The sequence below is a fragment of the Pseudomonas migulae genome (genome assembly GCF_024169315.1).
GTDB classification, from domain to species: Bacteria; Pseudomonadota; Gammaproteobacteria; order Pseudomonadales; family Pseudomonadaceae; genus Aquipseudomonas; species Aquipseudomonas migulae_B.
In genome coordinates, this window is the sequence record NZ_JALJWR010000001.1 from 6,168,063 (window position 1) to 6,191,487 (window position 23,425).

The 23,425-nt window shown below is 53.2% G+C and carries 25 protein-coding genes and 1 tRNA gene; 17 read left to right on the forward strand and 9 right to left on the reverse strand.

Annotation, left to right across the window (positions count from 1 at the left end; all coding sequences use genetic code 11):
• The first annotated feature begins 67 nt into the window (after positions 1–67).
• From J2Y86_RS28400 to J2Y86_RS28415, 4 genes are read left to right on the forward strand one after another with little or no spacing between them, the layout of a single operon-like run.
• Entirely contained in the window at positions 68–2,899 is a 2,832-nt protein-coding gene (locus tag J2Y86_RS28400; protein ID WP_253439333.1) for a xanthine dehydrogenase family protein molybdopterin-binding subunit, read from the forward strand.
• On the forward strand, positions 2,892–3,431 hold the full coding sequence (locus J2Y86_RS28405) for a (2Fe-2S)-binding protein (RefSeq protein ID WP_253439335.1): 540 nt from the start codon (positions 2,892–2,894) through the stop codon (positions 3,429–3,431). The genes J2Y86_RS28400 and J2Y86_RS28405 overlap by 8 nt, the downstream gene beginning before the upstream one ends.
• Positions 3,432–3,434: 3 nt before the next feature.
• The gene (locus J2Y86_RS28410; RefSeq protein WP_253439337.1) at positions 3,435–4,670 is read left to right on the forward strand and encodes a cytochrome c; all 1,236 of its coding nucleotides are present in this window, start codon (positions 3,435–3,437) and stop codon (positions 4,668–4,670) included.
• A 1-nt stretch (position 4,671) separates the two neighbouring features.
• Complete coding sequence (locus J2Y86_RS28415) at positions 4,672–5,643, forward strand: XdhC family protein (RefSeq protein WP_253439339.1); 972 nt, start codon at positions 4,672–4,674, stop codon at positions 5,641–5,643.
• A gap of 119 nt (positions 5,644–5,762) precedes the next feature.
• On the opposite strand, the gene J2Y86_RS28420 is transcribed toward J2Y86_RS28415, so the two are convergent.
• Positions 5,763–7,046: an NAD(P)/FAD-dependent oxidoreductase gene (locus tag J2Y86_RS28420; RefSeq protein ID WP_253439341.1), complete on the reverse strand. Its 1,284-nt coding sequence runs from the start codon at positions 7,044–7,046 to the stop codon at positions 5,763–5,765.
• A 183-nt stretch (positions 7,047–7,229) separates the two neighbouring features.
• Between J2Y86_RS28420 and J2Y86_RS28425 the strand changes: the two genes are divergently transcribed.
• Together J2Y86_RS28425 and J2Y86_RS28430 are read left to right on the forward strand one after the other, a co-directional pair.
• Positions 7,230–7,306 (forward strand) — tRNA-Val (locus J2Y86_RS28425).
• 290 nt (positions 7,307–7,596) lie between these two features.
• Positions 7,597–8,265 carry a hypothetical protein gene (locus tag J2Y86_RS28430; RefSeq protein WP_253439343.1) on the forward strand — a complete coding sequence of 223 codons (669 nt, stop codon included), beginning with the start codon at positions 7,597–7,599 and terminating at the stop codon, positions 8,263–8,265.
• Between the two features lie 34 nt (positions 8,266–8,299).
• Here J2Y86_RS28430 and J2Y86_RS28435 read toward each other — a convergent pair whose 3' ends face one another.
• Entirely contained in the window at positions 8,300–8,593 is a 294-nt protein-coding gene (locus tag J2Y86_RS28435) for a hypothetical protein (protein ID WP_253439345.1), read from the reverse strand.
• Between the two features lie 108 nt (positions 8,594–8,701).
• Here J2Y86_RS28435 and J2Y86_RS28440 point away from each other — a divergent pair, with 108 nt between their 5' ends.
• The 4 genes from J2Y86_RS28440 (at position 8,702) to J2Y86_RS28455 (ending at position 12,997) form a co-directional block, all read left to right on the forward strand.
• Positions 8,702–9,370, forward strand: a complete 669-nt coding sequence (locus J2Y86_RS28440) for a hypothetical protein (RefSeq protein ID WP_253439347.1) — start codon at positions 8,702–8,704, stop codon at positions 9,368–9,370.
• Between the two features lie 482 nt (positions 9,371–9,852).
• Positions 9,853–10,716 (forward strand): DUF4238 domain-containing protein, encoded by an 864-nt coding sequence (locus J2Y86_RS28445; RefSeq protein ID WP_253439349.1) that lies wholly within the window; start codon positions 9,853–9,855, stop codon positions 10,714–10,716.
• Between the two features lie 394 nt (positions 10,717–11,110).
• Entirely contained in the window at positions 11,111–12,352 is a 1,242-nt protein-coding gene (locus J2Y86_RS28450) for a hypothetical protein (protein WP_253439351.1), read from the forward strand.
• Between the two features lie 252 nt (positions 12,353–12,604).
• Positions 12,605–12,997: a hypothetical protein gene (locus J2Y86_RS28455; protein WP_253439353.1), complete on the forward strand. Its 393-nt coding sequence runs from the start codon at positions 12,605–12,607 to the stop codon at positions 12,995–12,997.
• 202 nt (positions 12,998–13,199) lie between these two features.
• Here J2Y86_RS28455 and J2Y86_RS28460 read toward each other — a convergent pair whose 3' ends face one another.
• A complete protein-coding gene (locus J2Y86_RS28460; protein ID WP_253439355.1) occupies positions 13,200–13,826 on the reverse strand; it encodes a recombinase family protein in 627 nt (208 codons plus the stop codon).
• A 133-nt stretch (positions 13,827–13,959) separates the two neighbouring features.
• Positions 13,960–14,175 carry a hypothetical protein gene (locus J2Y86_RS28465; protein ID WP_253439357.1) on the reverse strand — a complete coding sequence of 72 codons (216 nt, stop codon included), beginning with the start codon at positions 14,173–14,175 and terminating at the stop codon, positions 13,960–13,962.
• 160 nt (positions 14,176–14,335) lie between these two features.
• Here J2Y86_RS28465 and J2Y86_RS28470 point away from each other — a divergent pair, with 160 nt between their 5' ends.
• Both J2Y86_RS28470 and J2Y86_RS28475 read left to right on the forward strand, forming a co-directional pair.
• Positions 14,336–15,268: an FRG domain-containing protein gene (locus tag J2Y86_RS28470; protein ID WP_253439359.1), complete on the forward strand. Its 933-nt coding sequence runs from the start codon at positions 14,336–14,338 to the stop codon at positions 15,266–15,268.
• Between the two features lie 117 nt (positions 15,269–15,385).
• On the forward strand, positions 15,386–15,712 hold the full coding sequence (locus J2Y86_RS28475; RefSeq protein WP_253439361.1) for a hypothetical protein: 327 nt from the start codon (positions 15,386–15,388) through the stop codon (positions 15,710–15,712).
• Positions 15,713–15,901: 189 nt separating this feature from the next.
• Here J2Y86_RS28475 and J2Y86_RS28480 read toward each other — a convergent pair whose 3' ends face one another.
• Entirely contained in the window at positions 15,902–16,129 is a 228-nt protein-coding gene (locus J2Y86_RS28480) for a helix-turn-helix domain-containing protein (RefSeq protein ID WP_253439363.1), read from the reverse strand.
• 114 nt (positions 16,130–16,243) lie between these two features.
• On the opposite strand from J2Y86_RS28480, the gene J2Y86_RS28485 reads away from it, so the two are divergent.
• Positions 16,244–16,564: a hypothetical protein gene (locus J2Y86_RS28485; RefSeq protein WP_253439365.1), complete on the forward strand. Its 321-nt coding sequence runs from the start codon at positions 16,244–16,246 to the stop codon at positions 16,562–16,564.
• Positions 16,565–16,625: 61 nt separating this feature from the next.
• Positions 16,626–16,934 carry a hypothetical protein gene (locus J2Y86_RS28490; protein WP_253439367.1) on the forward strand — a complete coding sequence of 103 codons (309 nt, stop codon included), beginning with the start codon at positions 16,626–16,628 and terminating at the stop codon, positions 16,932–16,934.
• Positions 16,935–17,402: 468 nt separating this feature from the next.
• Here J2Y86_RS28490 and J2Y86_RS28495 read toward each other — a convergent pair whose 3' ends face one another.
• Both J2Y86_RS28495 and J2Y86_RS28500 read right to left on the reverse strand, forming a co-directional pair.
• Complete coding sequence (locus J2Y86_RS28495) at positions 17,403–18,887, reverse strand: hypothetical protein (RefSeq protein WP_253439369.1); 1,485 nt, start codon at positions 18,885–18,887, stop codon at positions 17,403–17,405.
• A 420-nt stretch (positions 18,888–19,307) separates the two neighbouring features.
• Positions 19,308–20,264: a tyrosine-type recombinase/integrase gene (locus J2Y86_RS28500; protein WP_253439371.1), complete on the reverse strand. Its 957-nt coding sequence runs from the start codon at positions 20,262–20,264 to the stop codon at positions 19,308–19,310.
• A 382-nt stretch (positions 20,265–20,646) separates the two neighbouring features.
• Here J2Y86_RS28500 and J2Y86_RS28505 point away from each other — a divergent pair, with 382 nt between their 5' ends.
• Both J2Y86_RS28505 and J2Y86_RS28510 read left to right on the forward strand, forming a co-directional pair.
• The gene (locus tag J2Y86_RS28505; RefSeq protein WP_253439373.1) at positions 20,647–20,982 is read left to right on the forward strand and encodes a hypothetical protein; all 336 of its coding nucleotides are present in this window, start codon (positions 20,647–20,649) and stop codon (positions 20,980–20,982) included.
• Between the two features lie 216 nt (positions 20,983–21,198).
• Positions 21,199–21,654 carry a DUF2214 family protein gene (locus J2Y86_RS28510; RefSeq protein ID WP_253439375.1) on the forward strand — a complete coding sequence of 152 codons (456 nt, stop codon included), beginning with the start codon at positions 21,199–21,201 and terminating at the stop codon, positions 21,652–21,654.
• Positions 21,655–21,836: 182 nt separating this feature from the next.
• Here J2Y86_RS28510 and csrA read toward each other — a convergent pair whose 3' ends face one another.
• Positions 21,837–22,028, reverse strand: coding sequence for a carbon storage regulator CsrA (csrA, locus tag J2Y86_RS28515; protein ID WP_008028241.1), 192 nt, complete (start codon positions 22,026–22,028; stop codon positions 21,837–21,839).
• A gap of 250 nt (positions 22,029–22,278) precedes the next feature.
• Here csrA and J2Y86_RS28520 point away from each other — a divergent pair, with 250 nt between their 5' ends.
• Positions 22,279–22,644: an SPOR domain-containing protein gene (locus J2Y86_RS28520; RefSeq protein ID WP_253439377.1), complete on the forward strand. Its 366-nt coding sequence runs from the start codon at positions 22,279–22,281 to the stop codon at positions 22,642–22,644.
• Positions 22,645–22,735: 91 nt separating this feature from the next.
• On the opposite strand, the gene J2Y86_RS28525 is transcribed toward J2Y86_RS28520, so the two are convergent.
• Entirely contained in the window at positions 22,736–23,425 is a 690-nt protein-coding gene (locus J2Y86_RS28525) for an endonuclease (protein WP_253439379.1), read from the reverse strand.

Consider the following 23,425-nt stretch of genomic DNA (forward strand, 5'->3'; position numbering starts at 1 on the left):
TGCAAGACTCGAGATTCCCCAGTACATAACCAGAAGGGCGGGCCCATAACCGCCCAGAGGATGATCCATGTCCAACCGTGAAATATCCCGGCGCTCGTTCCTTCAGGGCGGGCTGGTGGCGGGTGTGAGCGTGACGCTGACGCCGCTCAGCAGTCAGGCGCTGGCAGCCTTGATGGAAAACAGCGTGACCGTGCCGTCCGAGCAATGGCTCGGCAACAACGGCAAGGCGCGCTCGCGTAACGATGCCTTGTCCAAGGTCTGTGGCAGCAAAGTCTTTGCCCGTGACATCCGCGCCAAGGACATGCCGGGCTGGCCGCAGCAGCAAGGCCACGCCATGCTGCTGAAAACCATCAAGGCCGACCGCATCTACGCAGGCTATGACTTGTCGTGGCTCGGCGCCGAGTTGCAGCCGGATCGCATCGTCACCGCCGCCGACCTGGACAAGGACGGCATCGCTTTTCCGGAAGAGCACGCGCCTGATCCGCTGCTGCCGGAAGGCAAAGTCCCGATGTTCATCGGTCACCCGGTGGCGATCCTGATCTGGAACGATTTCGAGCGTTTCCGCCAGGCCAAGGCCCAGCTCAAATTCAATGACAAAGCGATTCGTTACGGTGCCCAGGTGCCGTTCTACGAAGGCGACCCCTACGGCAGCTTCCGCTATGTGCGCGTCGGTGGTGCGACCTCGGCGGACGAAGACGAATTCGCCAGCCTCAAGGATTCGATCCTGTTCCCGATGCTGAAAAACCGTCGCCCGGTATGGAATTCCCAGCCGGACCTGCACGGCAACCTGACCGAGCGCGGACTGTTTTACGCCGAGCGCATGAAACAGCAGATCGACACACCGCCAGACAATTGGCTGGTGTTCGACGAGCGCTACAAAACCCCGTCGATCGAACCGGCGGCGATGGAGCCGGACAACGGCAACGGCTGGTACGATCCGGCGACCAAGACCCTGCATTTTGTCGTCGCCACCCAGTGCCCGCTGGAAACCGCGACCGAGACCGCGAAGATGATCGCGCCGTCGCGTTTCGGCCTGGCCAACCTGAACATGCACCCTGGCTACACCGTCGGCTACGGCTCCAAGGACCACAACATTTTCGTTTACTACGCGGCGCTGGCGGCGTTGTACGGCGCCGGTGTGCCGGTGCGTCTGGCCAACGATCGCTACGAGCAATTCCAGAGCGGCATCAAGCGTCACCCGTTCGACATCCGCTACCAACTGGCGGTGGACAAGACCGATCACAGCTTCAAGATTTTCCGCGCCGAGATGAGCGTCGATGGTGGCGGACGGATCAACTACAGCCCTTCGGTGGCGGCGGTTGGCGCCACGGCGGCGCAGTCGATCTACTACATGCCGCAGAACGATTTGCAGGTCACGGCCTACCATTCCCGCGCTGTTGAAGCCGGGTCGATGCGCGGTTACGGCACGCTGCAAAGCATGGCCTCAACCGAAATGATGGTCGATGAAATTGCCGATCGCCTCGGCATCGACGCCATCGACCTGCGCAAGAAAAACGCCATGGTCTCGGGCATGAAAAACACCCAGGGCGCCGTGCCGGCGGGTGCCTTGCGTCTGCATGAAATACTCGATAAGGCCGCTGTCCACGAAGTCTGGAAAAACCGTGACGCGATCAAGAAACAACGCGAAGCGCAGGATCCGGATAACTGGTATGGCGTGGGTTTCGCCATCTGCCAGAAAGACTTCGGCACCGGTTCGGAAGCACCGATGGCCAGCGTCGAATTCACCGCTGAAGGACGCATTCACCTGCGCCACATCGGCATTGAAATCGGCACCGGCATGTCCACTTCGCAAGCGATGGTCGTGGCCGATTTCCTCGGCAACCCGGCGCACGAAGTGAAGACCGGCGAGACCGAATGGAAAGAGTTGCAGCTGATCACCGGCGGCAACCCTTACATCATGAGTCAGGCCGAGCAGGACAACTTCCTGCGTAACCCGCGCTGGGTCGGCAAGCTCGCTTCGGCCTCATCGGCGACCAACTCCGCGTACTACTTCAGCCACGCCACCCGTGAAGCGGCGCGCGTGCTGTTCAACCACGGCTTGTGGCCGGCAGCGTTGCAGATCTGGGGGCAGGGCCCTTACGGCGGCCAGGCCAATCCGTACGTGGTGCGTCGCGAAGATGCGCATTGGGTCGACGGCAAGCTCACCGCCAACGGCATGCAGCCGCTGAGTTTCGAACAGCTGGCGAAACACGCCCACGAAAAAGGCCTGGTGACCGGTGCGACCGTGCACGGTTTCAACCGCTGGAGCTGGGCCGAGGCCGAGTTCAGCATCGACGGCGTGCGTGAACGCCTGCCGCTCGACGGCCTGGCGGTGAAGTACGGCGACGGCGCGCCGAACGTGAAAAAGGCGCAGATGAACAGCACCGGTTTCCATCTGCTGGACCGGCAGAACGTGCATTACCCGGACACTCAGTTGAACAACGCGGCGGTGACTTACTACAGCCCGGTGGCGACGCTGGTGGAATTGAAAGTGAACAAGGGCTCGGCCGAAGTGCAGGTGCTCAACCATCACTCGTGGGTCGAGTGCGGTCGGGTGCTGGTGGAAGAACTGGTCAGGGGCCAGCTCGAAGGCGGGATCGCCATGGGCATTGGCCACGCGCTGATGGAAGAGATGCCGCTGTACGAAGGCGGGCCGGGGGAGGGTGACTGGAACTTCAACCGTTACCGCTTGCCGATGGCGCGCCACGTTGCGGTCTGGAAGCAGACGGCCGAGATCCTGCCGCCGCTGTCGCCGAGCGATCCATCGAAGGGCATCGCCGAAGTGGTGATGATCCCGGTGGTCGGTGCCATCGGTAACGCCGTGGCCCACGCCATCGGCAAACGGGTCCGCGACCTGCCTATCACTTCTGCTCGCATCAAGGAGGCCCTCAATGGCTAACCGTCCGCTTCAACTGACCCTCAACGGTCAATCCGTCGGCCCGGTGGACATCCCTGATGACCTGCCGATGATCGATTACCTGCACGAATACAAAAACCTCACCGGCTCGCGTCTCGGTTGCGGCCAGGGCATTTGCCACGCCTGCGTGGTGATCGTCGACAACCCCGACGGCACCAGCGAAGAAGTGCGCACCTGCATCACCGGCGCGCATTACTTCGAAGGCAAGAAAGTGCGGACCATCGAAGGCCATGCGACCCGCGACGAACAGGGCAAGGTCACCGAGCTGAACCCGATCCAGCAGCGCTTCGTCGATGAATTTGCCTTCCAGTGCAGCTACTGCGCGCCGGGTTTCGTGAATGCCGCGACGGTGCTGGTGGAGAAGCTGCAACGTCAGCCGATCGTCAAAAGCCAGTTAAAACAAGTGATCGAGGACAGCCTCGGTCACCACGTCTGCCGCTGCACCGGCTACGTGCGCTACTACAGCGCAACACGCAACGTGCTGACCGATCTCGGTCTGGTCAAGGAGGGTTAAGCCATGAACCGTTTACTTACCCGACTGGCGTTGGCGGTGGGGCTGGCTGCGCCGGTGTTGCTGGCGCAGGCGGATGATCAGGTGGTTCGCGGGGCCTATCTCGCTCGCGCCACTGACTGTATGGCCTGTCACACGGCGCCGGGTGGCGCGCCGTATGCGGGCGGTCTGCCGATCGTCTCGCCTTTCGGCACGATCTACGGCACCAACATCACGCCAAGCAAAGAGCACGGCATCGGTCTGTACAGCGATGATGAATTCTTCGCCGCGCTCACCGAAGGCAAACGCCGCGACGGCGCGAACCTGTACCCGGCGATGCCTTACACCTCGTATCACTTGATGCCGCGTGAAGACTCCGATGCAATCCACGCGTACCTGAAAACGATCGAGCCGATCGAGCGAGCGGCGCCGGTCACCAGCCTGAGCTTCCCGTTCAATGTGCGCCTGGGTTTGACGGGCTGGAACATGCTCTACGGCAAGGACGTGAAACTGTCGTCCACCGAGGGTAAAAGCGAAGCCTTCAAGCGCGGCCAATACATGGTCGACGTGCTCGGCCACTGCGGCGAATGCCACACGCCGCGCGGTTTGCCCGGCGCGATGCAGCAAGACAAACGCATGACCGGTGGCCTGCTCAACGGCTATCTCGCGCCGAGTCTGTTGGCCAATGATCTGGCTGCGCGCGGCTGGAATCATCAGGACCTGAGCACGTTCCTCAAGCACGGCATGAGCGCCCAGGGCACGATGTTCAACGAGATGTTCCCGGTGTTCCACAACAGCACCCAAGGCCTCAATGACCCGGACCTGGCGGCGATGGCGACCTTCCTGCTCGGCGATCAGCCACCGGCGGCGAAAGTGCTGAGCGACGTGCCGTTGGAGAAACTGAGTGCCAGCGCCCAACGCGGTCGTCAGGACTACCTGAACGTCTGCGCCGGTTGCCACGCGGTCGACGGCGCAGGCAAGCCGCACATCGCGGTCGCCATGCGTGGCAACACCACGCTGCGTCTGGAAGATCCACGCAACCTGGTGCGCGTGATCGACGATGGCATCGGTGAGCAGAAGTTTGCCGGCTTCGAACACATGCAGCCGATGCCGGGGTTCGCCGAGAAGCTCAGCCACGAGCAACTCACGGATCTGTTGAATTACCTGCGTCAGGGTTGGGGTGGCCAGTCGGGCGATCTGGCTGTGAGCGACGTGCAGACGTTGCGGGCTGATGCACCGCCGCTCGAGCACAAGGCGCACTGACATGCAGCATCTCGATCTGCAAGTGGTGCGCCGGGCGCTGGACTGGTCGATGGCCGGCCAGCGCCTCTGGCTGTGCACCGTGCTCGCCACCTACGGTTCGGCGCCCCGCGCGCCGGGATCGCTGCTGGCGGTGAATGCCGAAGGGCAATGGATCGGCTCGCTGTCCGGCGGCTGCGTTGAGGAAGATTTCCTTGAGCGCGTCGCCGAGGGCGCATTTGATCAAGCCGTTAGCGTCGTGCGTTACGGCGAGGGTGATGATCCGCGTTCCAGGGTCAGCCTGCCCTGTGGCGGCGTGCTCGATGTGCTGGTGGAGAAGCTCGATCCCGATTGTGAGGTTCAGGCGCATTTGCGGGAATTGGAATCGGCGCTGTTGGGTCAGCGTCGCTTGATCCGCGAAGTCGATCTTGCCAGCGGTGCGCGCAGCGTGTTCGCAGATCGCGAGCAGGGCGTACGCGTCGAGCGTGAGATTGACCGGGTTCGACTGCGGATCGGCGCGGCTCAGCGCTTGCTGCTGGCGGGGTATTCCAGCGTCGCTCAGGCGTGTGCCGAGTTTGCGGTAGGCCTGGGTTTCGAGGTGATTCTCTGCGATCCCCGTGACGAAGTGCTGGAAGGCGTGGTGTTGGAAAACGTCGAGATCCGCCGTCAGTTGCCCTCGGTGTTCATCGCCGACGGCGGCTGTCACCGCGACACGGCGGTGGTGGCGCTGACCCACGATCCGCGCATCGACGATTTGGCGATGATGGAAGCCGTGCGCACCGAGGCGTTTTACATTGGCGTGATGGGGTCGATGCAGACGTCGCAGAAACGCTTCGAACGGTTGCGCAGGATTGGTGGTTTGGGGGAGGCGGAGTTGGCGCGGATTCATGCGCCGATCGGTCTGAACCTGGGCAGCAAGACCCCAGCGGAAATTGCCCTGGCCGTCCTTGCCGACATCTTGCGAATTCGCAGCGGTATCCCACGAGATCGGCTTTAACCCCAAGCCAATGTGGGAGCGAGCCTGCTCGCGAAGAGGCCGGCACATTCAACATTCATGTTGACTGTCTCGCCGCCTTCGCGAGCAGGCTCGCTCCCACAATGGTATTGCAGTGTCGGTCAGTACCCGAACTTGTCCCGCAACCCGTAATACCACGCGCCCAACGCCGCAAACGGCGTGCGCAGCAATTGTCCACCCGGAAACGGATAGTGCGGCAAGCCAGCAAACGCATCAAAACGCTCCGCCTGACCGCGCAATGCTTCGGCCAATACCTTGCCCGCCAGATGCGTGTACGTCACACCGTGACCGCTGCAACCCTGGGAATAATAAATGTTGTCGCCCAGGCGCCCGACCTGCGGAAGGCGCGATAGGGTCAGCAGGAAATTGCCGGTCCAGGCGTAATCGATCTTCACGTCCTTGAGTTGCGGGAACGCCTTGAGCATCTTCGGCCGGATGATCGCCTCGATGTTCGCCGGGTCCCGCGCGCCGTACACCACGCCGCCACCGAAAATCAGGCGCTTGTCACCGCTGAGGCGATAGTAGTCGAGCAGGTAGTTGCAGTCTTCGACGCAATAATCCTGGGGCAGCAGGCTTTTCGCCAATTCATCGTTCAAGGGTTCGGTGGTGATGACCTGAGTGCCGCAAGGCATCGACTTGGCGGCAAGCTCCGGCACCAGATTGCCAAGGTAGGCGTTGCCCGCGACGATGATGAACTTGGCCCTGACCTTGCCCTCAGGCGTATGCACCACCGGGCTTGCGCCACGCTCGATGCGCACTGCCGGTGATTGCTCATAAATAGTGCCGCCCAGCGACTCGACCGCCGCTGCTTCGCCGAGCGCCAGGTTCAGCGGATGAATGTGCCCGCCGCTCATGTCGAGCATGCCGCCGATGTATTGATCGCAGTTCACCACTTCACGGATGCGCTTCTGATCCATCAGCTCAAGCTGCGTGTGACCGAAGCGTTCCCATAGACGCTTCTGCGATTCCAGATGGCCCATCTGCTTGGCGGTGATCGCGGCGAACACACCACCGTCCTTCAGGTCGCACTGAATATTATATTTGGCGACCCGCTCACGAATGATCCGTCCGCCCTCGAACGCCATCTGCCCCAACAACTGCGCCTGCTTGGGGCCGACGGTGCGTTCGATCACATCGATATCGCGGCTGTAGCTGTTAACGATCTGGCCACCGTTGCGGCCCGACGCGCCAAAACCCACCTTGGCGGCTTCCAGCACCGTGACCTTGAATCCGTTCTCCAGCAGAAACAGGGCAGAGGACAGACCGGTGTAACCGGCACCGATCACACAGACATCAGTCTCTACGTCACCCTGCAAGGCCGGGCGCGGCGGAACCGCATTGGCCGACGCGGCGTAATAGGACTCTGGGTAGGGGGTGTTCGCCATCCTGCAGCCTCTGTTTAATATATTTTACGAGTGCCCCGATCCTACCCGACTTAAAAATCGTCCGCCAGCCACCGCAAAATCTTCTTCGCAGCGACGAAATTAAATATTTTGCATATTCATAGGGTTAGCTCGAAAAAAGGTGTTGACACCCCTCCGGAATTCCGTAGAATGCCGCCTCACAGCAGGCACGTAGCTCAGTTGGTTAGAGCACCACCTTGACATGGTGGGGGTCGTTGGTTCGAGTCCAATCGCGCCTACCAAACAAAATCCGCTCTGCTGGGCGGTCTAGAAGGGCCCACCGAAAGGTGGGCCCTTTTTTGTTGTCTTGGATTTCTTCAGAACGTTCACAAAATATCGGGTTCGTTCACACTGGGCAATGTGAACGCCGAAGGCGTCCTTCTATTGGTGCGATTCTTCCGCTGTATCTGGACTGAATTTGAATGGCTTCAGCTTGACTCCGTCGATAAGCTCGGCCTGTTTGTGTCGCTCGCGAAAGCAGGTGGCGCTAGCGACTTTCGTTTCTACTGATCGATGCGAGGATAAGATCGGCATGCCAAGACTCAAGGTTGAAGGAAGCTTATACGATGTTGATCAGCATCCCGATGAATGTCCGTGCTGTCATCATGCGATGGAGCCGGGAGCGCTGGAGTCAATTTTTTCTGATAATGGCAGGGTTATTGATGCGGCCTTTGTGTGTCCTCGGCATAAATGTTCGAGAATGTTCATTGCCATATTTGAACGGGCTCTGATGCAGGGTGGGAGCTATTCTGATCGGTTTTATTTGCGTTCGACATTTCCCAGAAATCCATTGGCGCCAACTATTGCTCCCGAAGTGGCAAAAATATCTCCTCAGTTTGTAGAAATATTCACGCAGGCGAGCAAGGCTGAGGCGTTTGGGTTAGGGGAGGTTGCAGGGGTTGGGTATCGAAAGGCGCTTGAGTTCCTTGTCAAAGATTACTGCGTCACTACATCTCCAGACAAAGAAGACGATGTAAAAAAGCGGCCGCTGGGGCAGGTCATCGAAACGTATGTAGATAATGAAAATATCAAGCAGTGTGCAAAAAGAGCTGTCTGGCTCGGGAATGACGAGACGCACTACGTTAGAGCGTGGGTTGATAAGGACATTAAGGATTTGAAGCTACTGATCAAGCTGACTGTCGGCTGGATTGAGCAAGCCATCATCACGGCGATACTGATAGAAGATATGCAAAAGCATTGAGGCGGTATGATGAGCTTGTTGAGGGGCGTAGTACTCAGGAGCAGGAATATGAAACGGTGTGGCCTTCAATTCCCTTCTCTGCATCTTCCATAAGGAAGTGGACGATGCTGTCCCTCCCGGCTGAATCGCATTCCCGTAGGTTTTTGAATACGCGATCTAGCCGAGTATCCGCACAGCCATAGCCTTCAGTGCAATGACGAATCGTGATGAGCGTGGCGCGTGTGTCTTCGCTCACGAGTGGTTTCATTCCTGCGTTCTGCAAAAGGTCGTCAGCATTCGCTGTGGTGCAAGCTAGTATCAGGGCGATCCCTGCGATCAGTTTTTTCATAAAATTACTCCTTGTGTGTAACATCGGGCCACCCCACTCCAAGCGAATCCTCATGAAAGTATTGTTGCTAGTGTGGTGGACTGGCGTCTGGATTTTGTGGAGGGAAGCATGGCTACAGATGATGATGGGAGTCTTCCAAAGACATCGTGGGTCTTGTCTATGTCTGATGGAGTGGTGGCTCTAACGCAGCAAGATGGGAGAAACGTTCGTGTCAGCGTAGATGAAGGTAGGGGGAGGGCTTCCAGCGGGGACTTGTGTCCCGGCGGTGGCGTCACTCTAGGAATGCTCGGAAAGCCTCCTAGAGGTGAGGAGGGCACTAAAGAAACCAGCGGGCGGCTATTTCAACACTTGAATGCTTCGGGTGCACGCTTCACCGACCTTGAGCACGTGGAGCACATCAAGCACGTTGACGCATTCGTATGCTCACCAGATGGGGCTAAAGTGAGCATTCAGGTTGTGAGGGCGCTCACTGACTCAACGTTTTGGGAAGAGCTAGCCAGAAGTAAGAGTGAAGAGATTGAGCGAGTCGTACCGATGGCTGAAGCAGTCGAGATGCTGAAGAAGTCGATTTCGCACAAGCAGAAGCCAGAGCTGGACGGCTTCATTTTGGCACTCGACGCTACCGACGTTCCCGGTCTTTCTCTTGATGCGGTGCACGAAGCTTTTAACGCCCAATATGGTGGCTGGGTCGACTCACTTGGCTTCTATCAAGTGTGGGTAGTTGGGCCGTGGCCTGAAATGATTCATCAGCTAGGTTTGAGTAACCTCGATTGCTAAGAGAGATGCACCAAAAATCCAGCCCCGGCGAAAATAGGGATAGCACTTCAAATGTGATTTCCCAAAATCCCGCCAAAAATAATGGCCCCGAATTTGAAGGATGCCCCCTCCATTCTGAAAACGGTCGTCGTGTCTCAGGTGCTAAGCACGGCACGAGTAGGCCAAACGGCAACTCGACAAATATGAAAATAAGTTGGGAAGCTTCGAGATTCTGTTGGTCTTGTAACTATATGATAAATGCGGGCATGAGGCAGGTTGCAGCCTCGGCAGTGAAATTGCGCACCAACTATCTTTACTAATTGATTTTAAAAGTATTTTCCAGTAAAAAATCTCGAAGTGTGACAGCGTTTTTGTACACCTAAGTGGTGCGCCGTGCTGTAGCAGCCACATTCAAAGCTTGATATTGCTCTGTTTTTTACAGTCCACCTTCCAATTGATGGTGTGCGAAAATATTGCTTATTTACCGTATGTGGGTCGATTTCATGTCAAAACAGCAAGTCTCTACAAAACACCATTTCATTCCTAAATTTCTTCTGAGAGAGTGGCAGGACGAAAGTGGATGCCTATGGATTTATCATAGAAATGGTGGGGGTGATATTTCTCTACGGAAAGGTGCTCCCAAGTCGGTTGCGTACGTAGAAAATCTGTACACCTTGTACCCGGAATATCGCGGAGCTAAACAGTCATCCGATAAAATCGAAAAAGAAGTCATGGCGAAGATTGATGATCAAGCTGCTATTGTTCACAGAAAGCTGCTGGATTGTGGGGTTAACGCATTGACGGTAAAAGAACGAACTATTTGGTCAATATTTATAGCTTCCATGATAGAGCGAAGCCCTCAAAGGCTTGAAAGATATAAAAATATATCTCAAGTAGATGACTATATCGACGACCTTCATGAAGCGCATCCAAATGTAGCCGGTCTTATTGAGACTCTCGGGTTCAATGTCCAAGCAGTAAGAGATAACACAATCCTGAAGTTTATGGTGGAGAGGGTACTCGACTCAGAGCTTTCTCAGTCAATAGGTAAGATGGAATGGATTATTGCTCAGACTAATACGTCAGGCGAACATTTTGTTTTGGGTGATAGTGCATTAATAATTAACAATGATGCAGCTGAAGATGAGCCGCTATATTTTATTAGACTTGCTATTTCTGCTGATAAGCTATTGATTTTGGCATATGATTCGTCCAGTCTGAGTTTCGACTTTATCGCAACATTAACGATAACCTATAATATTGCGGTTATTTCAAAGTCCGAAAAGTATGTCATCTCTAGTAGGGCGTTGAAAGACGAAGCCTGCACTAAGTTCAATAAGATTCTTGAAAAAATGCATCGAGTGTAATTCGACACACGCCTTGGCCCCAATATCGCCCGTGAGCTGTGGCGGAAATTCCACTGATGTATCTGGCGAATCGTTCAAAATACCGCATAGGCAGGGTCGGGGTTAAGGGATATTTCCGTTCCGGCTCGCTATCATTGGTCACGATATCAAAATATCGTGGAATGAAAAAACCGCCCGCGAGCGGCTATCGTCACGCTGTGACAGCTTCTACTATGTGTGTCGGGTTATCTCTAAGTCCTTGACTCTACAAGGATTTATAAGTCAAAAATCTCGAAGTGTGACAGTGTTTAGGTTCACTAGGCGGTGCACTGTGCTGGCAATCCTACCTCGTTCATGCTGTTCAAGCCATCGCAGAAATGCTATTGCTTGATAGTTAGCTTATGAAGGAAAGCTTATGGGCCCAATTACTCTTTTTGATAAATCATTCTTACAGTCCTTGAGTGTGGACGAGTCGGTCTGGTTTGATAATTTTTTTAAAGTGAATATTTCACCTTTATTTTATATCGAGACTTTGGCTGATTTAGCTAAGGAAGTGAGTAGGGGGCGAACAGCGGAGCAAATTGTCTGCGAAATTGCTTCTAAAACCCCAGAGATGGGTGGTACTCCAAATGTTCATAGCAGGGACTTGCTGATAAGCAATTTGCTCGGCCAAAAAATTATTATGGATGGACGGCCAGTTTTGGCGGGAGGTAAGCCTGTTGTGTCGGGTGGAAAAAAGGGCCTTGCCTTTGATATATCCCCAGAGGCCAAAGCATATAGTAGATGGCAAAATCGAGAGTATTTAGAAATTGAGCGTGAGTTTGCTAGTCAGTGGCGGGCTCAAGTCAAGGCGATGACATTTGAAAGCTCTTTAGGGTATGCGGAAAAATTGGGTATAGATTTTCTGCGATGCAAGAATATGGATGATGCGTTTTTGGCCGCTACGGCTGTGGTCGAGTCCACTAGCAAACCATATGATTTAATAGGTTTTGTTCTATCTTCGCTGGCTATTCCTCTAGAGTTACATCGGACGGTTGTTCAACGATATCAGGTTAGCGGATTTCCCCCTATAGCTAGATATGCACCGTATGTGGCACATGTCATCAAGGTAGAGGTATTTTTTCATATTTGTGTTTTAAGAGGTTTTATCTCTTCTGAGCGACCCTCTAATAAAATAGATATTGCATACTTGCATTATTTGCCGTTTTGTAAGTTGTTTGTTTCTGGGGATAAGCTGCATAAGAAAACTGCTCCTCTATTTATGAGTAAAGGGCAGTTGTTTGTTTGGGGGGCGGAGCTTAAGGCTGATTTATGTGGATTGAATAATTACTATATGGATTTACCTCAGGAAACAAAGGATAAAGGTCTAGCATCTTTTGCTGCCAAACCTCCATTAGATGGCGATTTTTTAACCTCGAAATTGTGGGATTTGATGGGGGCGCAATGGCGTAAGCCTCGAGAGATGGAAATGCCTTTGTCTAAACATGCTAGTGATAATATGGTTGGGTATATTAATAGCTTTAAAGAGGTGGTCCTTTCTGATTCTGACTTTTCTGAATTCGATATAGACAGTTTGGATTCTGTATCCTTGCAGCATTCGGTAAGTAAACGGAAAGGAAGTTGGTTTCAGTTACCTAAAGATTTAAAGAGTAGCTAGCCTTAAAGACGGTTTTTTTGGTGTTCTGCCTCGGAGGTGTATTAGGGCTATCCAATCGGGGGGGGCTCCAGTACCAATCGCTTAATACGTACCCATACCCCCACTCGCTACCCTGTTAAGCCACTACCGTGTCCATCAGACTAATGAAAAATCCGTGCTGTCCAGACAGGTGCAGGCGTTTGCACTACTCTACGTAGCAATCGCACTCTAGATATTGTATAAATACCGTTTGTCACAGGAGTATTGTCGAAAATGGAACAGTTAACATTCGCAACACAGTGGATTGGTTTACACTTAAATGAACTTGGGTTGATTGTTGCTGTTTTGGCTTTTTTGCTCTCTATTGTAGTGCTGGCATTCTCTGCTTACAGATATGTCACTGTAAGAAAGGATGAGTTGAACAATGAGCGGTATGGCAAATACCATAAGCTCATCAGAGATATCAGCACAGGAAGTGATGGTGCTGGATTGTTAAAGCTTGCCAGTCAGCGAGCTTATATATACGAACTCCGTCATTTTCCAGAGTACAAGGTTCTCACAAAAAGATTACTTGCATCGTTAATGGATGAGTGGGGTGGAGAGGAAGATAGGAAGAACGCCATCCTAAAAGATGAAATTAAAGAAACTGTTAGCGCATTACGCTGAGAGTCCAGTCCCGCACCAAAAAATAATGTACTTGATATATTTGGTTCCTTGGCTGGCAAAGTAATTGTGGTGTTTTTTTCTGGCCTGCTAAACCAAGTGCGAGGAGGTCAAATCATAGCCGCCAAAATCTAGAAATAAGTTCCAGCTTACCCTGTATCCGCTGACCGGACCAACAGACACAGGGCGACTGTCCGCAACGCCGTCACGCCGCCTTTGTTTCTTTCTTGATCCTGTACACTGTGGCAACACCGCAGTCAGCCAACTTAGCGATCATCTCAGCAGACATGGTTGGATGGTCTTGCATCAGCGCCCGCACTTTCGCCCACTTATTAATGTTCCGTCCTTTGCCTGCTGGTTTCCAATCAGGGTCAGCAGTCTTCTTGTTTTCCAGTCCTTGCTTGATGCGTTCTACCCGTTTCTCTTGATCCAGTCGTGCCATTGTGGCCATCAAGTCGATCAGCATGTTGTTGATCACATCCATGATCTGGCCTGTGATCCCCTTCGCCTCTACCAGCATATGACTAGTAGGCAGATCAGCTACAACCAACCTTAGCCCCTTGGCCTTGATGGTGGCCTTGAGTGTGTCCCAGTCAGCCTGTGAGAGACGACTGAGGCGGTCTACGGACTCAACCAATAGCACGTCTCCTCTCTCGGCTTTGCCAAGCAAGGCGAGCAGCTCAGGGCGGTTGAGCTTAGTCCCACTGATGTTTTCTGCGTACACGCCAACGATGCTCAATCCTCTCTCGGTAGCGAACGATTCAAGGGCAACTCTTGCACGATGGGCGTCTTGATCTTTGGTCGATGCACGTAGGTACAAGTTGGCATTCATGGCTGGCTATCCTTTGTCATTAATTTTGATAGCCAAATGATAATCGAATCATATAGCTATTAACAATAGACGATTGATAGTTGTTTCTCGACCTCTATCGCACTACCGGATAGGTCTACTGCTTTGATAGTGGTTATTGCCGGAGCTTGAGAATTCCAATGGTGATAGCAGACGCGTTCGCATCGAGAGTCTGCAATGCAGTGACGGCGTTCTCGTGGGTTTCGCTTGAGCCACTGGCTTTAGCCCATAGGGCCACTTCTTCGATTGCAGAAGCCAAAGCGTGCTGGTTGTGCAGCAGGAGTGTTAGAACGTCTGCTATAGCTATATGGACATCTGTGTTTTCTGCCATGGGTGGTCATCCTTGAGGGGTGGCAAGGATAGTAGTTCAACTTGAAGCTGGCTGAGGCTGTAGTGCGGACATGTCAACAGGAGCCTAAGCACTGGGAGGTTGGTGGCATTGCCGAATGGCCAGTACACTCAGGCATGACCAGTTCGAAGCAAGGTGAGTGATGGGAAACGTTTTTGAGAAGCCTTTTGATACTGCACGTCAGTTGCTTGACTACGTTTCACCTCTTAATGAAGTTTGGAAAAACGGCAAATACGTCTTCAGGGGCCAGCCAAGCGACGAATACAAGCTAACCCCTTCTGTATGCCGTAATGGCGAGGGGTCATTTGGGTACGGCTCCCCTCGAAGAATGTTCGACAAATCAAGTTCAGGCCAAGTCCGCTTTGAACTAGACATTCTGAAGAAATTCTTAGATGGCTGTGACCGGTCTGGATTAATTGTGCCCGGATATACAGAACAGATTAGAGACAGGTTGCTAACTGCTCAACACTCGTTCATGAGTGGACACAGACCATGGCCTCAGCAAGAAATGCACCAAATCATGGCGATAGCTCAGCACTATGAAGTGCCAACCCGCCTTCTAGACTGGACTGATCGAAGCTTTGTTGCATGTTACTTCGCCGCAGCATCAGCGAGCTTTGAGATTGACTTTATGGGGATGCCAAAGATTGCTGTGTGGGCGCTGGAAACAACTTCTGCTCCTTTCTGGAAAACGGTGAAGATCATTCGACCACCGGGAGGCACAAGCCAGAATCAAGCGGCTCAGTCTGGTTTGTTCACTGCTCACCACGCGAAGGATTACAGTGTAGACGATACATACACGACTGATGCACTTGAGGACGTTCAAGAGATATACGACATAACGAGTGGCTATGCTCCGCTTATCAAAATGACGCTACCATTAAGTGAAGCACCGGACTTGTTGGAGTTGTGTTCAAAGATGGGCATTGATGGCTCAACCCTCTTCCCCGGATTCCACGGTGTAGCAAAGATGGTTAAAGACTGGGGTAATGTCGAGATTGGAGTCAGGCATACACAGTCAGCAATAGACGAATACAACGCTGATAACTTCGACCATGATCCAGACTTCCATTGATAGCAAAAAAAACACGATAATGGCGGATAGCCATTGAAAAGCCAGCATCCTGCCCCCATACCTTGATCACACCGCACTTCGCGGTTAGTCAGGCTACAATGAGAAAGGATGCATCGTATGATCAAGGTAATGCTGTCGCTGGACCTCACAAATGCAAAGGATAACCGACCTGAGTTCTATAGCGCCTTGGAAGACGCTGGTTGGAAAAAGGCACAAAATGTTGATACCGTCTGGTTGCAAGATTTCAGTAAGTATACAAGTCTCGATGAGCAGACTCTAACCAATATTAGGAATGATATTGCTAGGCCGCTCCTAGATGCTTATAAAAACCTAAAGCTGGATAAAATTTACTACGTCGCCCAAATAGGTAACGGCGCAGTCATTAGCCGCGTAGTTGAAAAACGTAATGGCGAGCTGAAGGCTTACGTTGAAAACCTGTTTTGATTAGCTAATCCTATAAGAATCCGGTGACTAAACACCACCGGATTTTAAGCAGTAGGTAAACCAGATACACCACTTCCCGGAGTAACACCAGTGTGTTTGTGGGTATCAAATGGAATCCCGTTGAATGCCCATGTTTCGCTGATTTTGGTGTTGCCCGTTAGTAACCTAGCCATCATAGGAAATCCCCGCCTATCTCCCCAACTCCTTCTCCACCAAGAGAATCAGCGTGGATGGGCTGCACTTCAACGCACCGGCTAACTTGAATAGGATTGCAATCGTAGGCTGATTGACGCCCCTTTCGATCAGACTGACGTAGTTGCGTTGCACATCTGCTTCCAGTGCTAACTGTTCTTGGGTCAGGCTCGCTTCCTGTCTTTTCTGTCGCAGTACACGCCCAAAGGCTACCCCGATCTCCAATGCAATCCCTCCACGCTAGTGAGCGGGCACTGTCATGGTTGAGCATCGGCGGGTCTTCACAATATACTGTGAATATCACGTCCAAATAAATGAAGCCCACCAAAGGAACGCTTGATGAACACCGTTACTCGTTTGCTCTGCCTGCTGCCCCTGATCGCGTCTGCTGCCGCTATGGCTGACACCTACCCAAAGCGAACGCTCGTTGCTGGTTCGATGGTTTGCTACAAGGCTGGTGACTGGACAAAGATGGTGGAGGCGTCCCTTGATCAGGACGAAGATGAGGCTGAACGCTTGATCGACTCGGGAAAGTGCCGAACGATCTCAACAGCTACCAAGGTCAATTTCATCGAAGGTCCTAAGGACGGCGACAAGTCAGCATTGATCCAGCTTCCCAGCGGGAAAACCGCCATGACAGCGAATGGTTGGCTGCGTTGATTCATTATCCAATGAGCCATTGGGCACACCACACCAGCCTCAGACCGAGTAAGGGCAGGACATGAACGAAAAACTGTTTGTACTCACCACCCAGAAGAAGAAAACGAATCACATCCTGCACGTGATTATGACGGTGCTCACTGGAGGACTCTGGCTGTTGGTGTGGGGAATCACCATGCGGAGCAATGACGCTCACAACAATAAAATCGACAAACAGATCAATCAGATCATGCTCTATAAGACGCAAGGCTTGAGTGATACCGGCACTTACCAACAAATCAAGAATGACCAATTGAACTGTGATGTGCTTCAAGGGCGAGTGATCTTTGTGATTCTGGTAGTGGTGTTTCTGTACTTCTACTTGCGATAACTGCTGCACACGTAAAGCGGAGCTTTGAGCATGAGACCCTGCCAGCTTCGCTGAAGTGTGTTTGAGCCAAAGTGTTCGCATCGAAAGCGTGAGCTTCAACTGTACTCAGCTACGGCGTGACAGCCGACTTTCCTTCGGATGTACTCTAATAATTAAATGAGATTTACACAAAATCAGCTCTTCGCTTTTGATCTTGCTCTTCTTTGTTGGTGCAAAAATGAATGCGGAAGTATTCAGTGCTCCTTCGTTAGCGGATGCTGACAGTTATACACATCACCTTCGGTGGAAGCAGATCAAGAGCTTGGATGTTGATACTATATTAATCTACTGGAGTGCTGATCCAGAATCGGGACGATACGACTGATGTTATTAAAACTGCACACCTTTCCTAGTAAGGCTCTTAGGATCAATGTGCATTTTTTACCTTGCAAACTAAAGCTAGGGTTGCGATGTGCAACTGGTTTTAACTTAAGCTGCTTGACCCGCTCGCCAGTCCTCTCTCCAGCTTGGTAGTGTGTTTCGATGTACACCAGTCAGGCGAGCAATTTCAGCATTCTTCTTGCCTTGTGCAAACAACTCGCAGACTTGAACTCTACGTACGTCCACAGTCGTTCTACGGTCTTCACCCACTGGACATATTTCAGACAAGCTCCAATCGATCACGGCATGTGGCATATAGGTGGCGATAAGATAATCAGCCACTCGCCCATCTTGCACAAACAGTTGTATTGGCTTGGTGTTACGTCTGTCTCGTACTGCTGTCCGAGTCGCTGCCTGTAAGCTGGGCTCCAAAAATCTGGTGACGATGAATCCTTGGCGAAACTCTCGACCATACTTTGTTGCCAGAAACTCCAGTGCGAGCTGATCGGATGGCGATGGGTTTCCACCAAACAGAAGAATTGCATCAGTTTCGCCCTGATACTCGTTCAAGCCTCGACTGTCGATTGAGCAGCGATGCACAGTTCCCCTTGGCAACCATCTCAAACCCGCCCAATTGTTGCTGAATAGCAGAGGAGTTCCAGTAGTTCGCTGGAGAGCTGCCTTCAAAATGTCGTCAATCACCAGAAGCTCTCCCTGCTTCGGCTGATCCGTAGCACCGCCACCATGGGCAATCATAGTCACTGCGGATTTGCTGTAGTTGCGCCCCTTTGGCATGACAGGGTAGATCGTGACAGCAGAGGTGTAGCCTTCAAACGCTGGAGTGAAATCCGACCTAGCGTATGTGACACCATGCACCTGAGCAAAATCATCGAACTGACTGCCAATTACACTGGCCGCAAGAACGTGCACCTCTTCTGCCGCAGCGAAGGTGTCCCAGCAACTGGACTCAACAACTGCTCGAACATATCTGTTGCCATTGGGAATCTCCGAATCAATAAAGACCGGGTGCCCATCCTTCAAGCACTCGTAGATGCGAGCCCCTTCCTTGCTCAGCATCGACGTGCGTTCAGCTCCCGCTGATACCGCCTTGAAAGTCGCCAATGATGTTTCAATCGCACCAGCACAACCTTCCCGGATGTATAAACGCCCATCATGCTCCATTGCATTCACGAACAGTTGAGCAAGCTCTGACGGCTCGAATGGGAAAGCTGGAAAATCAACCACAGGAGGTAGTTCGTCGACGACTAGCGTCCAGCTCCTGAGCAAATTGGGTCGTACGGCGAAAATGCTCTGATGTGTCGTGATTATCAGATGGCTTTCTTTCTTTTTCAAAGCAGCCATCAGCTCCGTGCCAACGTGATCACAGGTGGTGGAGTTGATGACACGGTAAGGCACGCCAGCTGGCAAGCGGCGAACAAAGCTATCAGAGAGATCAAGGGTAGGGAGTGCAAGAACGATGGAGTGTCGCGCAGAAAGCAGAGACGGAATCTGGGTAATGAATGCTTGAGTCTTGCCCGCTCCGGGAGCGGATACGGCGGTGTTGATTACTTTATTGGGGGCGATACTAGTCATCTAGGTTTCTCCTGTTCAGTTTATGTCATAGGCAATTCCCTCGGGGTTGTGCCGGTTTGATTTGGTAAATCACAGGCGTTAAAAAGCCCCCTTGCAAGGCACCGATTCGGTGGTCGCGGTGGAGGCTTCTAAGTTGTCTGTCTACCTACTTGGTAGACGATGTATTATGCATATTTTCGACTGGCGGTCAAGGGCAGTCTTGACAGGGGCGATTTCATCAGAAACCGTTTTTCGTGGTGAAGAACGCCTTTTGCTTAGCTCAGACACCCATGTAAGCCCGTAAACACGGGGCGGGACGGAAGTGCTCGTTCGGAAACCGGCGAATCTAGTGCAGGTTTTGACGCGGTTCTCGGAGGTATTGAGTAAGTTTCTGGAACCGCCAACCCTACGTTCGCCAAGGTTGGCAGTCCGTCCGTTGCATCAGTCGATGAGGTGCAGTACGTCCCTGACATTGAGGTGGGAATATCGTGCGACGGATCGAGTATCTCTATGTCCTGAGACGATCATGATCTGGGAATTGTTGAATCCCTTCTTTGCGACGTTGGTGATTCTGGTGTGCCTGAGTTGGTGCAGTCTGACGCTACTGTCCAAACCTGCCTTTACACGTGCCAGACGCACAGCCTGAGATACGGCGTGTGGAGTGACGGTGAATAGCACTCCATTTGGGTAGCGTTCCACAGTGGCCCACAGTTGGGCGAATTCAAGAATTTCGACGGCTCGGTGGGTAAGGGGAACTGATCGTGTACCGTTCTTCCCGTCGATCACATCGGCAATACGATCTTTGAGGTGCAGGCAGTCCTTGGTCAGCTTCAGGATTTCAGACCGTCTCATCGCAGTCTCATATGCCAACTCAATGATGGGTTTCATGGTGGGAGATAACTTTGCCAGCAGTCGCTCAAGCTCGGTTGCACTGATCACCTTGTCAGAAGACCGGTCTGGCTTCGGTAGTGCGATATCAGCTACAGGGTTGTGAATGTCGATCAGCAAGCCGCGTTTTGCGAATCGGTAGAACCGCGACATGAAGGCGAGTTGAATTCTGCATGTGGCTGGCTTCACCTTCTTCAATCTCATGATCTTGAAGTCGTTGATCATCTGAGGCGTGATTTCGTGAATAGGCTGAGTGAAGTGTCTACCCAGATGCTCCACGATCTTCAGTGCGTGGTCGTAGCTGCCTTTCCCCTTGAGCATCGTTTCGCAATACGTCATGCCCAACGTATAAATGGTGTGGTGCTTGCAATCCATCGTCACGGCTTCTAGCTGGTTCGCCCATGACTCTGCTTCAGCTTTGGTGTTGAAGGTTTTCGACTGGGGAGGTTTGCCCTTTATCCGTACCTGAGCATTCCAGTTGCCGGACGGAAGTAAGCGGAAATTGGCCATTGTTGACGCCTCATAATGTGAATGGGCGTTCTGTGAAACCCTTGAGCACCAAGGCTTGAAGCTTGCTCAAGCAGACATTGACATGGTGGGGGTCGTTGGTTCGAGTCCAATCGCGCCTACCAAACAAAATCCGCTCTGCTGGGCGGTCTAGAAGGGCTCACCGAAAGGTGGGCCCTTTTTTGTTGCCTGCGTTTATACATCGTTTGCAAAGGCTCCCCGTCATTCCAGTCAGGTACCGCCCTCCGTACCAGATGCAAAGCTGAGGTGATGGCAATTTGGCATTGCTCAAGTTTACGGGTATTGTAGCGCCCGAGATCACCCCCACGGCATGGACGCGGTAATGACAACAGAGCCTTCAATCGTTACGAAGCAAGAGACTCACTTGGGCTACCAAATCCAGGTTGCTACAGTCGGGCCGATCAAAACACAGCAGGACGAACCGGAAAACCTGAGCGCGCATCACAACGCCAGGATTTCGATTTGGTTCGACGGCAAAGAGATCAGCGAGGCAAGTGAAGCGCCTTCGATGCGTTTTGTGTCGCGTGAAGATGCCGCTGAGTTTGGTTTCGAAATCGGCCGAATGATTGTCGCGCAGCGTCGCAAATCTACTGCTTTCCAGCTTATCGATCGTGCGTGCGAACTCTTCAAGTTGCCGCGATTGCTGTTCCGTCCTCAGGATTTCAGGTCGCGTCAGGGGCGCGAAGTGGGCGGACTCTGATTCACTTTCGTTTACTGATCTCAGCCGTGAGCGCATCACCGAGGACGTGACCCGGGTGATTGCCTCATTCAGTACTGCGCGCAAGCATTCCCGGCAGCCGTACGAGTGTTGGCAGTTCTGAGCGATTCACGTCTTCCATCCTTGGCGCAGGCAAGCTCCTGCTTTTTGGGCTACTACTTCAGGCCAATCCGAATGTTGGCTTGAGGGAGTATTTCGATGCTTGTGCACTGGTTTCTTGCTGCGATCCATCTCTTGGCGTTTGCCCTGGGTTTTTGGGCGGTCCTGTCCCGCGGTACGGCTTTTCGGCGCCTGGCCAAAGGCGTGGGGGACGCTCGCAGCGTATTGATAGCGGATAACCTATGGGGCATTTCTGCAGTCATCCTGTTAGTGACCGGTGGGATGCGTGCCTTCGGCGGGTACGAAAAAGGCACTGACTACTATCTTCATCAGCCGCTGTTCCATCTCAAGATGACGCTGTTCGTCCTCATTCTGCTGCTTGAAGTCGCGCCGATGGTGACGCTGATCAAATGGCGGATTGCGCAGGCGCGGGGTGCATCCATCAATTCCGGCCGTGCAACGCTGTTTGCACGGATCAGTCATATCGAAGCGCTGCTGGTGCTGCTAATGGTCGTGGCGGCTACGGGTATGGCGCGGGGTGTGACGTTTGGTTAGGCGGGTGCGATTGCGCTCTTCCCCCGGGATTTATCCGAAACGTCCGACAGCCATGACGTGAGACATGCCGCTAGTATCGGCTTCACGTTGTGTGTGGGTGACTGCGGTGATGATGGCGACGCTTGAATCTTAGCCAGCCGTGGTTCCGGGGCGAACGGGCTGGCTACTGATTGCAGCAGGATTCAGGATTGTGGCTTGTCCGGGGCGGTCAGGCCGGCCTGAATGCGCTGATAGATTTCTTCGCGGTGCACCGCAACGTCTTTCGGGGCGTTGATGCCAATTCTGACTTGCTGACCGCTTACGCCCAGAATGGTGATCGTAATGTCATCGCCAATGTTTATGCTTTCACCGACTTTGCGGGTGAGTATCAGCATGGTCTTCTCCTTGATTGCTTTATAGGGCACCTGATTCGGACAGTGCAGAGGTCGGTGGTATGTATAGATTAGTGCGAAGTCTCACGGTTTGGGTGCCTCTTTCTGACGCGCAGATGCTGCATTAATTCCCAAGGCGTAACTATACAGAGGCCGCATCCATCATTCTCGTTGTTTTGAGCCCATTTTGCGGCACTCGGGAAGTATTCATGAATGTTAAAATCCCCGCTTTCAGCATTCAGAGGGAAGCGTTGTGCGCAAAATGGCCTTGGTAATCGCAGTACTGGCATTGGCGGGATGTGGTGAAGGCAAGAGCGTAGATGCGCAAAAGCCGCAGCCGGCAGCGACTGCCGCGCCGGTGGTGGCCTCCGCACCCCAGTGGGATCTGGAAGTGCGAGGTGAAATAACTCAGGCGGTCAGCGATCTTAGTGGCTGGCTGATCGAGCACAGTTTCGTTGCCAGCGTGATCAAGGAAAATGGCAAGACCCGCATCCTGATGGGCCCATACAGTTCGAAAGCCGAGGCTGAAGCCAAGCAGGCGGAAGTGCGCGCGGCGTTGACCCGGGCGAAAAAACAGAACATTGAATTGCTGGTCATCGAGCGTCCGGTGACTCAGTAACGGCGATTGACCACCCTGGTAAAGCGAGCGCGGTTAAAACAAAAAAAGGCCTTGGGATTCAACCCAAGGCCTTTTTTCGTTTAGTCAGCGTTTAACCGCACGCTTTCATGTCGACCGGCCCGACAAACTCGTTACCGCGCCCCATCACGCACGCCACGCTTTGGTTGCGTTGCCGTTCCCAGGCTTGCACCGGGTAGGTTTTGTTCCAGGCTTCGTACAGTTGCCGATCCTGCTTCGACAGGCGCAAACCGTACTGCTTGCTCATGTAGAAGTAAGTCCGGGCGATCATGCCGCGAATGGAAGGGCGGGGCATGACCTTCTTCGCCTTGAAATCAACTTGGGTCAGGCACGAGCCGTATTGACCGGATTGCTCCGGCAGCCAGCCAAAACTGAAATTGCTGCGATCACCATTCACTTCGCCGATGCTCGGCACCAGGTTATGCAAATCGGCTTCAGCTTTCTGATAGGTCGGGTCGTAGCGCGTGCAATTCTTGCGTCCACCTTCCTGCCAGCACTGACGCTGGTGGCCGATCTGCCAGGCGGGGACGATGTGCTCCCATTCGATGCGGGAGGCCCTCTTGGCATTTTTACGCGGTACATAACCGCACGCGGAGAGGTTCACCTTGTTGCCGGTGTACTTGCACCCGCAGTAGAACTCGGTGGATTGCGGTGCGTACAGCTTCCAGGCGACTTTCTTGGCTTCACTGAAGGTGCGCGGGGCGTCAGCCTGGGCGCCCATCGCGAAGAACAGAAACAGCAAAACAAAACAACGGACACTCAT

What these genes read in the sequence shown, in the direction of transcription:
- J2Y86_RS28475 (WP_253439361.1), top strand. Translation starts at nt 15,386, where the DNA reads ATGATCAAGGTAATGCTGTCGCTGGACCTCACAAATGCAAAGGATAAC.
- J2Y86_RS28450 (WP_253439351.1), top strand. Translation starts at nt 11,111, where the DNA reads ATGGGCCCAATTACTCTTTTTGATAAATCATTCTTACAGTCCTTGAGT.
- J2Y86_RS28430 (WP_253439343.1), top strand. Translation starts at nt 7,597, where the DNA reads ATGCCAAGACTCAAGGTTGAAGGAAGCTTATACGATGTTGATCAGCAT.
- J2Y86_RS28465 (WP_253439357.1), bottom strand. Translation starts at nt 14,175, where the DNA reads ATGGCAGAAAACACAGATGTCCATATAGCTATAGCAGACGTTCTAACA.
- J2Y86_RS28405 (WP_253439335.1), top strand. Translation starts at nt 2,892, where the DNA reads ATGGCTAACCGTCCGCTTCAACTGACCCTCAACGGTCAATCCGTCGGC.
- J2Y86_RS28445 (WP_253439349.1), top strand. Translation starts at nt 9,853, where the DNA reads ATGTCAAAACAGCAAGTCTCTACAAAACACCATTTCATTCCTAAATTT.
- J2Y86_RS28510 (WP_253439375.1), top strand. Translation starts at nt 21,199, where the DNA reads ATGCTTGTGCACTGGTTTCTTGCTGCGATCCATCTCTTGGCGTTTGCC.
- J2Y86_RS28400 (WP_253439333.1), top strand. Translation starts at nt 68, where the DNA reads ATGTCCAACCGTGAAATATCCCGGCGCTCGTTCCTTCAGGGCGGGCTG.
- J2Y86_RS28490 (WP_253439367.1), top strand. Translation starts at nt 16,626, where the DNA reads ATGAACGAAAAACTGTTTGTACTCACCACCCAGAAGAAGAAAACGAAT.
- csrA (WP_008028241.1), bottom strand. Translation starts at nt 22,028, where the DNA reads ATGCTGATACTCACCCGCAAAGTCGGTGAAAGCATAAACATTGGCGAT.
- J2Y86_RS28460 (WP_253439355.1), bottom strand. Translation starts at nt 13,826, where the DNA reads ATGAATGCCAACTTGTACCTACGTGCATCGACCAAAGATCAAGACGCC.
- J2Y86_RS28420 (WP_253439341.1), bottom strand. Translation starts at nt 7,046, where the DNA reads ATGGCGAACACCCCCTACCCAGAGTCCTATTACGCCGCGTCGGCCAAT.
- J2Y86_RS28500 (WP_253439371.1), bottom strand. Translation starts at nt 20,264, where the DNA reads ATGGCCAATTTCCGCTTACTTCCGTCCGGCAACTGGAATGCTCAGGTA.
- J2Y86_RS28525 (WP_253439379.1), bottom strand. Translation starts at nt 23,425, where the DNA reads ATGAGTGTCCGTTGTTTTGTTTTGCTGTTTCTGTTCTTCGCGATGGGC.
- J2Y86_RS28455 (WP_253439353.1), top strand. Translation starts at nt 12,605, where the DNA reads ATGGAACAGTTAACATTCGCAACACAGTGGATTGGTTTACACTTAAAT.
- J2Y86_RS28435 (WP_253439345.1), bottom strand. Translation starts at nt 8,593, where the DNA reads ATGAAAAAACTGATCGCAGGGATCGCCCTGATACTAGCTTGCACCACA.
- J2Y86_RS28495 (WP_253439369.1), bottom strand. Translation starts at nt 18,887, where the DNA reads ATGACTAGTATCGCCCCCAATAAAGTAATCAACACCGCCGTATCCGCT.
- J2Y86_RS28485 (WP_253439365.1), top strand. Translation starts at nt 16,244, where the DNA reads ATGAACACCGTTACTCGTTTGCTCTGCCTGCTGCCCCTGATCGCGTCT.
- J2Y86_RS28470 (WP_253439359.1), top strand. Translation starts at nt 14,336, where the DNA reads ATGGGAAACGTTTTTGAGAAGCCTTTTGATACTGCACGTCAGTTGCTT.
- J2Y86_RS28415 (WP_253439339.1), top strand. Translation starts at nt 4,672, where the DNA reads ATGCAGCATCTCGATCTGCAAGTGGTGCGCCGGGCGCTGGACTGGTCG.
- J2Y86_RS28440 (WP_253439347.1), top strand. Translation starts at nt 8,702, where the DNA reads ATGGCTACAGATGATGATGGGAGTCTTCCAAAGACATCGTGGGTCTTG.
- J2Y86_RS28410 (WP_253439337.1), top strand. Translation starts at nt 3,435, where the DNA reads ATGAACCGTTTACTTACCCGACTGGCGTTGGCGGTGGGGCTGGCTGCG.